Annotated in this window: 11 protein-coding genes; 6 read left to right on the plus strand and 5 right to left on the minus strand. The window is 38.6% G+C overall.

What is annotated here, in order from left to right; genetic code table 11:
* Positions 1–16: 16 nt before the first annotated feature.
* Positions 17–580: a 5' nucleotidase, NT5C type gene (locus tag ACIQZA_RS02615; protein ID WP_400935404.1), complete on the plus strand. Its 564-nt coding sequence runs from the start codon at positions 17–19 to the stop codon at positions 578–580.
* 379 nt (positions 581–959) lie between these two features.
* On the opposite strand, the gene ACIQZA_RS02620 is transcribed toward ACIQZA_RS02615, so the two are convergent.
* The 5 genes from ACIQZA_RS02620 to ACIQZA_RS02640 all read right to left on the minus strand — a co-directional run bounded on the left by ACIQZA_RS02620 (position 960) and on the right by ACIQZA_RS02640 (position 6,395).
* Positions 960–1,727, minus strand: coding sequence for an IclR family transcriptional regulator (locus tag ACIQZA_RS02620; RefSeq protein ID WP_402879905.1), 768 nt, complete (start codon positions 1,725–1,727; stop codon positions 960–962).
* A 410-nt stretch (positions 1,728–2,137) separates the two neighbouring features.
* Positions 2,138–3,280 carry a CaiB/BaiF CoA transferase family protein gene (locus ACIQZA_RS02625; RefSeq protein ID WP_402879903.1) on the minus strand — a complete coding sequence of 381 codons (1,143 nt, stop codon included), beginning with the start codon at positions 3,278–3,280 and terminating at the stop codon, positions 2,138–2,140.
* Positions 3,281–3,300: 20 nt separating this feature from the next.
* Positions 3,301–4,107, minus strand: coding sequence for an enoyl-CoA hydratase/isomerase family protein (locus ACIQZA_RS02630; protein WP_402879901.1), 807 nt, complete (start codon positions 4,105–4,107; stop codon positions 3,301–3,303).
* Between the two features lie 60 nt (positions 4,108–4,167).
* Positions 4,168–5,244: an acyl-CoA dehydrogenase family protein gene (locus tag ACIQZA_RS02635; RefSeq protein WP_402879899.1), complete on the minus strand. Its 1,077-nt coding sequence runs from the start codon at positions 5,242–5,244 to the stop codon at positions 4,168–4,170.
* A complete protein-coding gene (locus ACIQZA_RS02640; protein ID WP_142509747.1) occupies positions 5,241–6,395 on the minus strand; it encodes an acyl-CoA dehydrogenase family protein in 1,155 nt (384 codons plus the stop codon). Before ACIQZA_RS02640 ends, ACIQZA_RS02635 begins: the two co-directional genes overlap by 4 nt.
* 359 nt (positions 6,396–6,754) lie before the next feature.
* Between ACIQZA_RS02640 and rpoN the strand changes: the two genes are divergently transcribed.
* From rpoN to ACIQZA_RS02665, 5 genes are all read left to right on the plus strand, one after another.
* Positions 6,755–8,092, plus strand: coding sequence for an RNA polymerase factor sigma-54 (rpoN, locus tag ACIQZA_RS02645; protein ID WP_402879897.1), 1,338 nt, complete (start codon positions 6,755–6,757; stop codon positions 8,090–8,092).
* 431 nt (positions 8,093–8,523) lie between these two features.
* Entirely contained in the window at positions 8,524–9,939 is a 1,416-nt protein-coding gene (locus ACIQZA_RS02650; RefSeq protein WP_402879895.1) for an amino acid permease, read from the plus strand.
* A 149-nt stretch (positions 9,940–10,088) separates the two neighbouring features.
* Positions 10,089–11,735, plus strand: a complete 1,647-nt coding sequence (locus tag ACIQZA_RS02655; RefSeq protein ID WP_402879893.1) for a sigma-54 interaction domain-containing protein — start codon at positions 10,089–10,091, stop codon at positions 11,733–11,735.
* Positions 11,736–12,192: 457 nt separating this feature from the next.
* Positions 12,193–13,521 carry an aminotransferase family protein gene (locus ACIQZA_RS02660; RefSeq protein ID WP_402879891.1) on the plus strand — a complete coding sequence of 443 codons (1,329 nt, stop codon included), beginning with the start codon at positions 12,193–12,195 and terminating at the stop codon, positions 13,519–13,521.
* Positions 13,522–13,558: 37 nt separating this feature from the next.
* The gene (locus ACIQZA_RS02665; protein WP_402879890.1) at positions 13,559–14,956 is read left to right on the plus strand and encodes an aldehyde dehydrogenase family protein; all 1,398 of its coding nucleotides are present in this window, start codon (positions 13,559–13,561) and stop codon (positions 14,954–14,956) included.
* The last annotated feature ends 172 nt before the right edge of the window (positions 14,957–15,128 follow it).

Genomic DNA, 15,128 nt, shown 5'->3' on the forward strand with positions numbered 1-15,128 from the left:
AGGGAAGAAGAACAACATGAAATTTGGCTTTGATATAGATGACACACTCATAGATTTACGAGCACATGCCTTTGCGCTCTATAATAAAAAACTTGATAAAAATGTTTCGCTAGAAGTATTTCAAGCTTTGCAAAGAGTTGAAATTCACGAACCTTTTGCATTAACAGATGCTGAAGGAGCAGCGATGTGGAATAGTTCATTAGAGGAAATTTATTTTACGGATTGTCCTTCTTTTGAGGGAGCACTAGAGACGCTTCAAGCTTTGGCACAGCAGGGACATGACATTTATTATATTACTTCACGTCCTAAGCAATATTGTGAGCAAACACAAGCATGGATGAAAGCACAAGGATTTCCAATTATAGAAGGTCATTTTTTCTGCGGAATGCAAGATACAGAGAAAGTAGCGATCATCAAAGAGCTAGCTTTAGATGTTTATGTAGATGATAAACCAGCTGTATTAGAAACACTGCAAGATGTGAAGACAAAAGTAATTTTAAAAAATCAATCCTATAACAAGCATGTTGAACTGCCACGCTTAAATTATTGGGATGATTTCTTGGAATTAGTAAATAATTAACTTATCACCATAACGTGTAGTTGATTTCCGTTCCGACTGGGCGCTTTGTTGCTGACGCTTCGCTTTCGCACAGAGCAAAGCTTCCTGGGGGCGTCCGATGAGCCGCTTCGCTTCGCTGCAGGGTCTCGTGCCAACACGATGTTGGTCACGAAGGCGTTATCACAGGATGTGATGCTTTTAGCCTTCGTTCCTCTATTACTGATCCCCAAGGAGTCGCCCAGTCTCCACTCCAATCAACTAATATTTACTTGAAAAAATAGTATCGCTGACTTTGGTGCTAAGTCGATTAAATGTTAAAAAGGAGAGTGCGTTAATAAACGCTGCTCTCCTTTTTGAGTCGCTCAAATGCATAATACTATCACTTTATTCTTTGTTTCGATTAATACAATTGCTTTTCGATTTCTAATGCAACGCTTTGAATAGTGTCAATTAATAAATTTTCATCGTAGTCACTGTAGCGTACCTCTGGTATAACCAGTGTTACTGAAGCGATGATTTGTTGAGATGCATTTAATATCGGTGCAGATATAGAACATGCGCCACGTACACGTTCGCTTTTACTAGTCGCAAACTGTTGTAAACGGATATGTTTTAATTCCTTTAACAGCTGCTCTCTTGAAAGTATTGTCTGATCAGAGATAGGTTCAAGACGTATATTCTCTACATATTCTTCAACATTCGGCATAAATGCGAGCAATATTTTAGATGATGCACCTGCATAAAGGGGAGAGGTGTCACCTACAAACATTTTCGTTGAAAGCGGATATGTTGAATCAAAGTTTAAAATACATCGTCTTTCCAATCCATCAATAATATTCATGGAAACACTTTCGCCGATTTCTTCGTTTAGCTTTTTTAAAATAGGTTCTGCGACAATAATAAGACTTGATTCTTCTTTTACTAAATTGCCTAAATACAGAAGTGAATGACCTAATTGATAGCGCTTTGTACGTTCATCTTTGTGAAGAAAGCCTTCGTACACAAAGGTAGAAACGAAGCGCTGTAAACTCGAAATGCTGATCCCTGTTTTTTTACTTAGCTCAGTTAGGGAAAGGCTTGGTTCATCTTTTGAGAAAGCTTTTAACACTTTAATAGCTTTGTGCAGCGATGACATTGTATAGTTTTTTTCGAAAATCTCCTGATTCATTCCGTCACCTACGTAATAAAATTTTCTTCGACATCAGCCGGAGGATTTATCTTCAGATATACATGCAGCTATGCTTTTGCGCATAAAAACATTTATTAATGAAGATAAAACTGGCCCATCACCATAACGTGGGGTTGATTTCCGTTTCGACTGGGCGCTTTCCTGGGGGGCGTCCGATGAGCCGCTTCACTCGCGTTGCTCGCTCCAGGGTCTCGGGCCAACACGATGTTGGTCACGAAGGCGTTATCACAGGATGTGATGCTTTTAGCCTTCGTTCCTCTATCGCTAATCCCCAAGGAGTCGCCCAGTCTCCACTCCAATCAACCTATCCACATGACATACTTTTTAATAAAATGTCATTCCGAACTTTCAGTGATGAACCATAAAAGTACTTCTATTATAGCGCAATTTTATTTTTGTAGAGAGGACTTTTGGAATTGGTTTGTGTGTTCTCCAAGTATCGGTGGTGCTAATTTATATTGAATATCTAAATCAGAGAACTTTAACGGGCTTTTGATGAATCTGATTGTACCATATTGTTCGTGCTCTATTTCACCAATCATGTCTCGTGCCATAAATTGCGGTTGTTCTAGTGCCTCAGCAATTGTGTTCACACGTCCACCTGGAATTTTGTATTGCTGTAACAAGGTAATCCATTCATCCCGTGTTTTTGTCATGGTAATGTCAGTAATCATCCGAACAAGCTCCGCTTCATGTTGCTTGCGCATCGTATTCGTTAAAAAGCGCGGATCATTGACCCATTCCTCACGTTGCAACATCGTGCAAAACTTTTTAAATTGTCCATCTGTCCCAACGCAAATCATTAGGGGGCCATCCGCACAGTTAAATACTTGATAGGGCGCAACATTATTATGACGATTACCGAGACGTTCTGAAATAAAACCTGTATTTAAATAAGCACTCGCTACATTCGCTAAGCTACTCATCTGAACGTCTAATAAAGCTAAGTCAATAAATTGCCCTCTATTTGTTTGATCACGCATTCGTAAAGCGGCTAAAATACTAATGACGACATAGTTAGAGGTTAAAATATCTGCAATAGGAACACCAACTTTTGTCGGTTCTCCATCAGGTGAGCCTGTGACATGCATTAAACCACTCATCGCTTGAATTACTGGATCGAAGCCTGGTTCGTGTGCAAGAGGACCAGTTTGACCGAATCCTGTAACTGCACAATAGATGATTCTAGGATTCACTTTGCTCAATTCCTCATAGCTGAGCCCCATTCGCTCCATGTCACCCGTTTTAAAATTTTCGAGGACGACATCAGCATCTTTGACAAGTTCTTTAAATTTTTCTCTGTCCTCCATTGTCTTTAAATCTAATGTGATCGATTTTTTATTGCGATTGGCACATAAATAATACGTACTTTGACCATTCACAAATGGCCCCCAATCACGCATGCTATCAGAACCATTTGGATGTTCTATACGAATTACTTCTGCCCCTAAATCTGCCAACAACATGGAGCCAGCAGGAGCAGCATAAACGCGAGATAAATCTAATACTCGAATATTTTCAAGAGGTTGCATTGTTAGTCCTCCTAAACACGTCATTTATAAATAGGCTTACGTTTTTCTACAACTGCGTTCACACCCTCTTTAAAATCATCTAGCTCTGTAACAATAGCCATTTGTGATGAAATGTAATCAAGGGCACTACGTAAATCCATCCGTTGACTTTGATATACAGCACGCTTTATGAATTGCAATGTCGTAGTTGGACGACTAGCTAATTCCTTTGCATAATTCAATGTGTATTCGTCAAGCTCATGGTCTTCTACAACAAATGTCACAACACCTTTGCCTTTTGCTTCATCGGCAGTTAATACACGAGCTGTCCAGAACATGTCCAAGGCTTGATCGATGCCGATTAATTTTGGTAAGTAATAAGCGCCACCGTCGCCTGGCACGATCGCAACGTTAATGTAGCTTTCTGAAATCTTTGTAGATTTTGCGGCAATCCGTATATCGCACATTAAGGCCATATCAAGTCCTGCCCCCATTGCAAATCCATGTACCTGTGCAATAACGGGCTTATCAATTTCTTCAAGGAGAAGGGGAATACGCTGAATCTTTTTCCACAGAGAATTTTTTCGTGCTAATCCTGTAGAAGAGATATCGTCCTCGCTTTGGAAAAATCCTTCCCCAGCTTGCATCGCCTTAATATCCCCACCAGCGCAGAATGATTTTCCATTACCCTTTACGATGACAACACGAATATCCTCTGAATCACGAACAGTTTCAAGGGCTTCAATCCATTTAGCGATCATCTCTTCACTAAAAGCATTGTACGCCTCATGTCTATTTAATGTAATCGTAGCAACATGGTCTTGCACTTCAAAAAGTAAATCAGTCATTGATAACACTCCTTATCATGTCATTAGTGGTTTGTCACAAATTAATGTTGGTCATTGGCCTTATCCTTCTACTTTGAGAAATGGAGAGTTTGCGCTACTTGAAGTTAAATATCCCCATAGACTATCTCCGCTATTTTTTAGTAGCTGTGTTGCTACTAAATTAGTCCAATAAGAGGTGCTAGCCCCTTCATCGCGCCATGACCAAAGTCTGCGTGTAAATTGATGCAAACTATGCTCGTGTGTCGTACCAATTGCAGCGTGTACTTGATGCGCAATTGTTGTCACTGCTTGAATAATTTCTTCGAAACGAATACAGGCGTAAGCAACCTCACTATTTTGATTGTTTTTTAGAAGTGCTTCCGTTACATTATTAAATGCAGCTAGAGCAATCGCTGTTTCACCTGCTAAATGTACAATATGCTGCTGAACGAGCTGGAAGTGATGAATCGGTCGACCGAATTGCTCACGTTCTTTCGTATATTGAACAGTTAAATCATTTATTTTATCGACGGCACCAGTCATCAGTGCTAATTGAAAAGCAGTATTGAGTGTTGTAATAGCGTGTATCTTGTCAGGAGATAACACAGCAGATACTTGTGAAACTTTAGCATGATGGAATATCACGGTATCACGCGGTTCGCCTGCTAAATTTGATCCTACCTTAATTTCAGCTTGGCTTAAATCGATTTCTACAAGATGAGTACCCTCCGTGCTATAGGCAAGTGTCACTAGATGTTTTGTATGACGTGCCCAAGGGATGTGGATCGCCTCTCCGGTTAATTTGCCATTCTCTAACGTAAAGGCTTGGTTAGGGTAGAGCATATACGTGGCCAAGTCTTCAATTACTTGTAAACTAGTAAACTCTAATAAATAATTTGCAAATGTTGTTTCTGCAAATGGGATTGGTGCAGCGTATTTTCCAGTTAAACGAACAATATTTAATAAATCCTCTATGTCGTCACCTGCACCGCCATTTTCTTCTGTAAAGGCTACAGCTGTCATACCGTTTTCTTTAAACAAATCCCATAGTTCTGGTGCCCAATGACCTTGTTCCACTGTATCGACTAACTCTTTATCGACTTTTTCTTTTAACATGCGTTCTACAACATCAAGAATCATATCTTTCATTTCACTCATTGTGCTACAACCCCTTTCGCTACAACGCCATACAGTACCTCTGAAGTTCCTCCTCGGATAGTGAAACCTGGTGCATGTAAAATGGATTCAGCCATAAAGCGATCAATTTTACGATGAGCGTCAAGAGTAGGATAAGTCTGGACGATTAAGCGTGTAATTTCAGGAATACTTTGCTCAAATTTCGTACCGAGTGCTTTCACAAGTGCTGCAGGAATAGATACGTCTTCACCATTACCAGATTCTAAAAGCTGGGCTACGCCAATTGACAAATTACGTAGGCCCCAAAGACGAGCTATTATTTTAGACGCTTGCTGTAACCCTTCTAAATTTTTTTGGCGCTTTAACTCTTGAATAAGTTCATCGATTAATGGGAAAGTGCTTAAAATTCGCTCTGGACCACTGCGCTCAAAGGCAAGCTCTGCTAATCCTTGAGCCCAGCCATTACCGATCTCCCCTACAACCATATTGTCAGGTACAAAAACATTGTCAAAGAATACTTCGTTATAATGATGCTCTCCGGTTAAAAATTTAATTGGAACAACCGTTACTCCTTCCGCATGTAAATCAACAATCAATTGACTGAGCCCTGCATGTTTGCTTTTTCCATCAAAAGGACTAGTCCGTACTAAAGTCACCATATAATGGCAAAGGTGTGCATTACTCGTCCATATTTTTTGACCGTTGACAATCCATCCACCCTCTACTTTTTCAGCGCGTGTGCTAACCGAAGCGAGGTCGGATCCACTATTTGGTTCACTTAAACCTATGCCGAAGTAGCATTCGCCTTTCACAATTTTCGGTAAGAAATATTCTCGCTGCTCTTCTGTTCCATACCGTAAAAGAAGTGGGCCTGTTTGGCGATCAGCAAACCAATGTGCAGCAACCGGAGCACCAACAGCTAAAAATTCTTCCGTTAAAATGTATCGATCAATAGTACTCCTCTCTTGACCACCATATTTTTTAGGCCAAGTTAAGCCAATCCAACCTTTTTGACCAATTAATTTAGAGAATTCAGGATCATCTCCACTAAGCCAAGAGTCACATTTAGGCGTGAAAGTTCCTTTTGCTAATTCATCCTGTAGAAACGTTCGAACATCTAAGCGGAATTGCTCCTGCTCTTGTGTAAATTGCACAGTTGGTACATGAAACATTTGATCACTCCTTATTTTTTACCGTAATGTGGTAACTGTTATTATATATGTGTATTTTATGATGGCTTATAACTGCAGTCAATTACTTTTTTGGAATTATTAGAAAATTTTAATACATAGAGTAGGGAGGCTCGTGGTTTATCACCAAAACGTGGGGGTGATTTTCGTTCCGCCTGAGCGCTTCGTTGCTGCCGCTCCGCTTTCGCACAGAGCAAAGCTTCCTAAGGGCGTCCGATGAGTTACTTCGGCAAAAAGGATGTCAGCTACGCTATAATTCGAAAAAACATTTGATTAAAAAATGGAAAAAGAGAGAATAAACGTGTTACTATGTAGAAAATTACGCGATGGAGGTATGGGGTATGCAAATAGCTATCAAAACTTCCCAAAAAATAATGCAAGTGTTATCACCACAGCTAGTACAGCATTTAGAAATACTACAATATTCAACAAATGAATTAGAACAGTATATTTATGATAAGGCTAACGAAAATCCACTGTTAGTTGTCACTGATGCGACGGTGAAAATGCAATATGAGGAAATTATGCAATTAGCAAGTTATTCTGATAAGAGTTATTCTGCGCAATATCATGCACCGCAACATCATTCATTTAATCCCATTGAGATGAAGTTTGCAGCAAAAGAGAGCTATGAGCAGTTTTTATTGGAACAAGTACCAATGCATAAAAATCTATCTACTGTAGATTTAAAAATCATAACGTTTTTAATTCAATCCTTAGATGAACGTCTATTTTTAGATGTTGATGTAGAAATCGTCGCAAATAAGTGTAATACAAATGTTTTGCATGTAGAGGCGCTATTGGACTTACTTCAAACTTTCGAGCCAGTAGGAGTAGGGGCACGTAATTATAAGGAGTATTTACTCATTCAGGTAGACAGTGATGCGCTAGCACCGAAATTAGCCTCTCGATTGATCGAAGAGGATTTAGAGTTAGTGGCCGCACAAGCTATTAAACAATTAAGTAAAAAGTATAAGACGTCTCTTCATGACGTGAAGAAAACTGTCAACTATATAAAAAATTTAAAACCATTGATAACAGGAGATAAATTTGAAGCGATTCCATATGTCATTCCAGAAATCGAAGTAGAAAAATTAGGAGAGGAATGGATGATTAAATTAAATCGCGGATATTTACCAAGCGTCACTATCGATAAATATTATGTTGAAATGCTAAAGAATGATCCGAATTGTAAAACCTATTTTAAAGACACAATGAAAGATGCACTTTTATTATTACAAGGGATCGAACAACGTGATAAAACACTGTACGAATTAGCTAGACTGCTAGTGGAATTGCAAGAAGATTTTTTTCATAAAGGCATTGAAGCATTAAAGCCTATGCGGTTAAAAGATGTAGCTGACATTTTAAGTCTACATGTATCAACGATTAGTCGGGCAGTACGTGGAAAATATATAAAAACCGCCCATGGCGTATATGCTTTACAATCGTTATTTACAAAAGGAGTAATGAATATTTCTGGAAAGATGGATTCTATTATGTATATTAAAAAGCGGCTAAAGCAGTTGATTGAGACAGAGGATAAACAAAAGCCATTAACTGATCAACAGCTTACAAATACTTTAAGTGCTGAAGGTATCCAAATATCCAGACGGACAGTAGCGAAGTACAGGGAAGAGATGAATATTATGAGTTCATTTAATCGTGTATATGGATAGATGATGTAAATAAACGGTCATTGATGTATTTTTGCATCAAAATTTGAAAAACGCATATGAAAAGATTCATAGATTTTTGTAAAGGCTCCTCACCTAACGTGAAATTGATTTCCGTTCCAGCTGTGCGCTTTCCTGGGGGCGTCCGATGAGCCGCTTCGCTTCGCTGCAGGGTCTCATCTGTGACGCTAATCCCCAAGGAGTCGCCCAGCCTCCACTCCAATCAACAAAAATTACTATGTTTTAAAAAATGTCATCAACAATTTTTGGTGATAAGACAGTTTTTAAATAACAACAATAGATGTACAGATTGATATTTTTTGAAATTTTTAATAATTGAGTAGGTTTGGCATCAGAATTGCTCATTAAACGATAGACATTGAAGTAGAGGAAAGGGGCTAGTAAATGTCTACATAACACAAAGGGGTGGTTTAATGGGGGCTTTGCAAAAATCATTGAAAACACGGCATATTACAATGATCTCCATTGGAGGGGTTATTGGTACAGGGCTCTTCGTAGGGACAGGAAAAAATATTTTAAGTACCGGTCCTGCGGCGGTGATTTCATATGCGATTGCATGCATGCTTATAGTTCTGATCATGCAAATGGTTGGGGAAATGGCATCAGGAGAAATAGTATTAGGAAAGAAATCAGGAGGTTCGGCAGAACTAGGCTCATTTGCTTCCTATGCAGGGAAGTATATTGGTTCATGGGCAGGGTTTACAGTAGGATGGCTTTATTGGGCAAGCTGGGTATTTATTGTGGGGTTAGAAGCGGCACTCATAGGGGGAATGCTGCATAATTGGTTCCCGATGATACCAACATGGCTCGGAAGCGTAGGCATAACATTATTGATGACAATTGTTAATATTTATTCAGTAAAATCATTTGGTGAATTTGAATATTGGCTGTCCTTCGTTAAAGTTACGGCAATTATTGTATTTTTAGTTGTTGGTATAGCTATGATTTTAGGAATTTGGCCAAATTATGAACCGAAGGGGTTAGGGATATTAACGGAATTCGGTGGATTTGCTCCGAATGGTATTGTCCCGATTTTTACGGCCATTGTCTTTGTTATATTTTCAATTTGTGGTGCTGAGGTTGCAGCCATTGCGGCAGCAGAGTCTGAAAATCCAGCGAGAAATATTGTCCGCGCCATTCGCAATGTTGTCTTTCGATTAGGGTTATTTTTTGTAGGCTCAGTAGCTATTATGGTTTTAATCATCCCTTGGAATGATTCGAAAATATTGGCAGCGCCTTATGCAAATATATTAACGATGGCAGGGCTTCCAATTGCTGCTCAACTTATTCAAATCGTCATTTTTATTTCACTAATCTCTGTGTTAAATTCAGCCCTTTATACAAGCTCACGTATGCTACTTGAAATGTCGCGTCAAGGGGATGCACCAAAAATATTCTCGCAAATTAAAAATCGTCGAGGTGTGCCTGTACCAGCTATTATTGGTAGTACAGTAGTAGCCTATATTTGTGCGATGCTATACTTCATTTCACCTGAAGTTATTTTCTACTTTTTAGGTAATTGCGTTGGAGGATTAATGATTGCAGTTTATATTTTTATTGCTATTTCACAAATTCGTTTCCGACGTTATTACGATAAAGTTTCAGATGAGCCATTATCGATTAGAATGTGGTTATTTCCATATTTATCGTATGTGACAATTGGTATTTTAACAGTCGTCTATTTATGCCAAGCGCTCATCGAAACTTTACGTTCACAATTCTATTTGAGTACATTTGTATTAATTGGCTCAGTTGTGTTGTTCGTGATTATGCGAAAGCTGTCGACAAGGCCAGCAGAGCAAATAGAGGAAAAGCTAGCATCAGAGTAGAATACTATAAAAATACAAAAAATTCGCAATATTTCTGCAAGATATCAAGCCAAAGGAAACTTTAATACCTTTTAGGCTTCCAGATGCCCCGTAGAAAGAGCGAATTTTTTGTATGAAAAAGCCTTTAAAGTTCAGAGGGAGTGATCTAGATGTCGATAACTCAACTACATAAAGAGGAGCATTTTTTTATTGTAAAAAATGATGAGGTAATGATTAAAAGTGATATCCAAATAGAGCTTCTTGAAAAAATAATAAAAAAATATAGTAAAGGAATAGAAACCTTTGATGTAGAAGGCTATTTTATTCATGTAATTGAGACTTCGCAAGGTAGCTTATTCCATGTCAAACCATTCATGCAGTATAGCTATATAGACTTTATGAACCCATTGTCAATTAAAGTATTAAACTCCATATCCGATGGCGTTACAGTCTGTGATAGCGATGGCAAAATTATATTTCAAAATGATATAGATATTGAAATTGTGGGCATTGATTTAATGGGGAGATATGCAAAAGACGTCATCGCTGAAGGAATAATGAGTGATTCCATTTCGATGAAAGTAATTGAATCAAAAGAAAAAGTAACTATTTTGCAGACGTTCATTAATGGCAAATGCTTTTTAGTTTCTGGAAAACCGATATTTGATGAATACGGCGAATTACAATATGTAGTTGCTATTACTCGTGATATGACACAATTAAAGCTGTTAGAGAAAGAAGTAAAAAAATTAGAAGTTCAAAACGAGAATTTTAAAAATAAACTACATGCCTTACATAATAAAGAAAACACAAAAAGTAGTTTAATCGCTGTATCTTCAGCAATGATGCAGGTTGTAGAGCGTGTTATGAGAGTTGCAGAGGTAGATTCTACTGTATTAATTGGTGGTGAATCGGGCGTAGGCAAAGAAGAGATAACAAAGCTTATTCACGCAAATAGCCGCCGTCATGATAAGCAAATTTTAACGATTAACTGTAGTGCAATCCCAGAGAATTTATTAGAATCTGAACTTTTCGGCTATGAAGCTGGAGCCTTTACGGGAGCGTCAAGAGGTGGTAAGGCAGGGTTATTTGAGATTGCGTCAGGTGGCACAGTGTTTTTAGATGAGATTGGAGAGATGCCCTTGCTACTACAGGCGAAATTATTACGTGTGCTCCAAGAATCAGAGGTACAGCGTCTAGGTAGCGGAAAGCCTATTCCTATTGATGTACGTATTATCGCTGCGACAAATCGAAATCTAGCGGAGATGGTGAGGCAAGGTAATTTTCGTGAGGATTTATATTATCGTTTAAATATTATACCTATTGAAATTCCTCCTTTAAGACAACGTCGTCAAGATATCATCCCATTAGTCAACCATTTTTTGGCAATTATTGAAGAAAAATATGGGATCCATCGGACAATTGAGTCATCGGCAATGAAAATATTAGAATCTTATGATTGGCCAGGCAATGTACGTCAACTTAAAAACATGGTGGAGCGTATTTGCTTACTAGCAACGCAGCCAGAAATAACAGCATTTATTGTGCAACAAGAACTAGATAGTAACCCAACTATTACACGTGTTCTAGAAAACCCAGTAGAAATACAAAGCATTCAGGAACAGGTTGTAACTCCGAAGTTTAGTGGTGCTTTAAAGGAGCAAGTAGCTGCGTTTGAAAAGCAGATTATTAAAGAAGCTCTATCTAAATATCCAAGTATTAGGCAAGCTGCTAAATCACTTGGATGTGATCAGTCAACATTAGTACGTAAAATACAAAAGTTCCAATTAACGAAACAAATTTCATATGAGGATTAACGATGTATTTTTGCATCAAAACTTCATCTATGCACAGTAGCTAGTAATATTGCAATGCTTACTAATTCATACAAGGAAAATGATGTAATGCATCATTATGTTAATAGATTGAGGGACATTTTCGAAAAATGAAAGTGTTCCTTTTTCATTTTGTTGCAGTTGTTGTGAAGTAACTAATAGAAAAAAACGCTGCTTTCTCATAACGTGGGGTTGATTTCCGTTCCGATTGGGCGCTTTCCTGGGGCGTCCGATGAGCCGCTTCACTCGCGTTCCTCTATTGCTGATCCCCAAGGAGTCACCCAATCTCCACCCCAATCAACTTATATAAAAATCAATTCCTTTTCTTTTGAAATGAGTCAAAAAAATTACAACGCCTTAAGGAATTGTTTCATCAGTTGGCATGAGAATTGCTATTAAAATTGTGTATGAAATTTAAAACGAAAAGAGGTTGGCATTTATGACAATTCAACTAAAAGAAGAGTTAAAAAAGTTAGATCAAAAACATTTTCTACACCCAACAACGTCGATTGAGCAACAACAAACACAAGGGCCAGCAGCCATTTTTACAGAGGGCAATGGCATTTATTTAAAAGATATAGAAGGAAATGTCTTCATTGATGGGATGTCTTCTTTATGGAATGTAAATATTGGGCATGGTCGTAAAGAAATTGCCGAAGTGGCGAAGGAGCAAATATCTACATTAGCATTTAGTTCCTGCTTCGCTTCTTTTAGCAATGAACCGGCTATTCGTTTAGCGACGAAAATTGCTTCTTTAACTCCTGGAGACTTAAATACTGTATTTTTCACTTCTGGGGGCTCAGAGTCGAACGATACAGCGATTAAGTTAGCACGTCATTACTGGTTACTAAAAGGACAGCCAGAGCGCCAAAAAATTATTTCACGTACCCATTCATACCATGGTGTCGCAATGGGTGCTACAAATGCGACAGGCTTACAGGCATTTCGTGACTTTACGAATTCGCACGCACCTGATTTCCATTATGTATATAGCGAATCCGTACGTAATTTACGTGAAACGATTGAAGCGTTAGGCCCTGAGACTGTGGCGGCGTTTATTTCTGAACCTGTACAAGGTGCAGGTGGGGTTAATATTCCACAAAAAGATTACTTTAAAGAAGTGCGAAAAATTTGTGATGAGTACGGTATTTTATTCATTGCAGATGAAGTCATTACCGGGTTTGGTCGTACAGGGAAATTTTTCGGTATGGAACATTACGGGGTAGTGCCAGATATGATGTCATTCGCTAAAGGAGTATCGAGTGGTTATGTTCAGCTTGGTGGTGTGGCGATATCCGAAAAGCTGCATCAAGATCTTTGCGAACTTTCTAAAGGGACATTAATGCACGGATACACTTACAGCGGCCATGCACTCGCTTGTCAAGTTGGGTTGAAAAATATAGAGATTCTTGAGCGCGAAAATCTCGTTGAAAATGCTGCAAAGATGGGCGATGCCATGTTAGAAGGATTCCGAGCACTGCAAGAAAAATATAGCTTTATCGGACGCGTGCGAACGCTTGGATTACTTGGAGCCATTGAATTAGTGAAGAGCCGTGAGACGGGTGAATTGTTTGAGTCTCCTCTTAGTCCCATTTTTGTACAAGAAACGATGAAACGAGGATTGATTCTACGAACAGTTACGTATGAGCAAGATACAGTTGTCTTTTCTCCACCTCTCATTCTATCAAAAGTAGAGCTAGATGAAATGTTACGTATTTTAGACGAGACATTTGAGCATATACGTAAAACAATTGTTGAAAAAGATTAATGTCAACGAAGCGATCATTATTTTAAGGAGGAGTTTTATGACAACTATCGTTAGAGAAATACGAAAACAGTTTAATCCGGCGAAACCATCTCAATGTATAGGCCAAGTTGAGCTTTTGACAATAGATGAGACGAAAGACGTTATCATTGCAGCTCAGGAAGCATTTGAAGGGTGGAAAAATACGTCTTCTGTTGCGCGTGGAGAAATTTTACGCGTGACAGCAGACTTACTTGAGAAAAATATTGATAGAGTAGCTGAAATAGCTTCGAGTGAAATGGGTAAAACGAAACATGAAATGCTTGGTGAAGTTAAACGTGGCGCTTCCATTTTACGTTATTTTGCACAAGAAGGGATGCGGGCAACAGGGGAAGTGTTACCTTCTGCCAATGAAGCGAAATTATTGTACACAATGCGAGTACCACTTGGTGTCGTTGCTGCCATAACTCCTTGGAATTTCCCTGTCGCTATTCCTCTATGGAAAATTGCACCAGCATTAGTGTACGGCAATACGGTTGTTTGGAAGCCTTCTATTGAAAGCGCTTTAACTGGTGAATTAATAGGAGAATTATTTCAACAAGCAGGTTTGCCAAAAAACGTGTTAAATGTCGTGCAAGGCCGTGGTTCAAAGGTTGGGCAGGTATTATTGGATGCACCTGAAGTAAAAGCGATTACATTTACAGGTTCAAATAGTGTGGGGCAAAGTATTTTAGATACTGCTGGATCGACTAATAAAAAAATTCAGCTTGAACTTGGAGGGAAAAATGCAGCGATTATTTTAGCTGATGCCAATATCAAGCAAGCTGCAAAATTAACGATTGAAGGTGCGATGAAACAGACTGGACAGCGTTGTACAGCAACTAGTCGAGTTTACATCGAGGAAGCGGTTTATGAAAAGGTAGTAGAGCAGTTAATTGAAGAAGCTAAAAAAATAGAAGTTGGTGTCACGATGGGGCCTGTGTCATCTAAAGGACAATATGATTCTATATTATCCGCCATCGAGAAAGCAAAAGCTGAGGGAGCAGAGCTAGTATTTGGCGGGGGTCCTACAAAAAGTATATTAGAAGGATACTATATTGACCCAACAATTTTTACGAATGTATCACATGAAATGTCGATTGCCCATGAAGAGATTTTCGGACCAGTTTTAGCCGTTATCAAAGTAAAAGATTATGAAGAAGCGATTCGATTATCGAATGATTCTAATTTTGGATTGAGTGCTTCTATTTATACAAATAACATTCCGAAAGCATTTGATTTTATTAACCGTAGTGAGGTTGGACTTGTACAGGTTAACGATGAAACGGGTGGAGCTGAGCCACAAGCGCCGTTTGGAGGAATGAAAAACTCAAGTACCGGTGCCCGTGAGCAAGGGCAGGCAGCCAAAGAGTTCTTTACAACGTATAAAACAATTACGATTGGCACAAAAAGTGAGTAAAAGGTTTATGTTGAAAAAAATTTTAGGATAGCAAACAAAAAAATATATGTCACATATGCCTCGGTGTAATGGCCCAGATTTTTCTTGAATTGAACGCGATATCATTAAAAAAATCTGGGGCATATTCTTGAGGCATTAACTTTATCCTCAAAAATATGTTTTAGTGAAAGCA

This window comes from Lysinibacillus sp. NPDC096382 (genome assembly GCF_044762845.1).
Taxonomy (GTDB): Bacteria; Bacillota; Bacilli; order Bacillales_A; family Planococcaceae; genus Lysinibacillus.

What these genes read in the sequence shown, in the direction of transcription:
- ACIQZA_RS02630 (WP_402879901.1), bottom strand. Translation starts at nt 4,107, where the DNA reads ATGACTGATTTACTTTTTGAAGTGCAAGACCATGTTGCTACGATTACA.
- ACIQZA_RS02635 (WP_402879899.1), bottom strand. Translation starts at nt 5,244, where the DNA reads ATGAGTGAAATGAAAGATATGATTCTTGATGTTGTAGAACGCATGTTA.
- ACIQZA_RS02640 (WP_142509747.1), bottom strand. Translation starts at nt 6,395, where the DNA reads ATGTTTCATGTACCAACTGTGCAATTTACACAAGAGCAGGAGCAATTC.
- ACIQZA_RS02655 (WP_402879893.1), top strand. Translation starts at nt 10,089, where the DNA reads ATGTCGATAACTCAACTACATAAAGAGGAGCATTTTTTTATTGTAAAA.
- ACIQZA_RS02625 (WP_402879903.1), bottom strand. Translation starts at nt 3,280, where the DNA reads ATGCAACCTCTTGAAAATATTCGAGTATTAGATTTATCTCGCGTTTAT.
- ACIQZA_RS02660 (WP_402879891.1), top strand. Translation starts at nt 12,193, where the DNA reads ATGACAATTCAACTAAAAGAAGAGTTAAAAAAGTTAGATCAAAAACAT.
- ACIQZA_RS02620 (WP_402879905.1), bottom strand. Translation starts at nt 1,727, where the DNA reads ATGAATCAGGAGATTTTCGAAAAAAACTATACAATGTCATCGCTGCAC.
- ACIQZA_RS02650 (WP_402879895.1), top strand. Translation starts at nt 8,524, where the DNA reads ATGGGGGCTTTGCAAAAATCATTGAAAACACGGCATATTACAATGATC.
- rpoN (WP_402879897.1), top strand. Translation starts at nt 6,755, where the DNA reads ATGCAAATAGCTATCAAAACTTCCCAAAAAATAATGCAAGTGTTATCA.
- ACIQZA_RS02665 (WP_402879890.1), top strand. Translation starts at nt 13,559, where the DNA reads ATGACAACTATCGTTAGAGAAATACGAAAACAGTTTAATCCGGCGAAA.
- ACIQZA_RS02615 (WP_400935404.1), top strand. Translation starts at nt 17, where the DNA reads ATGAAATTTGGCTTTGATATAGATGACACACTCATAGATTTACGAGCA.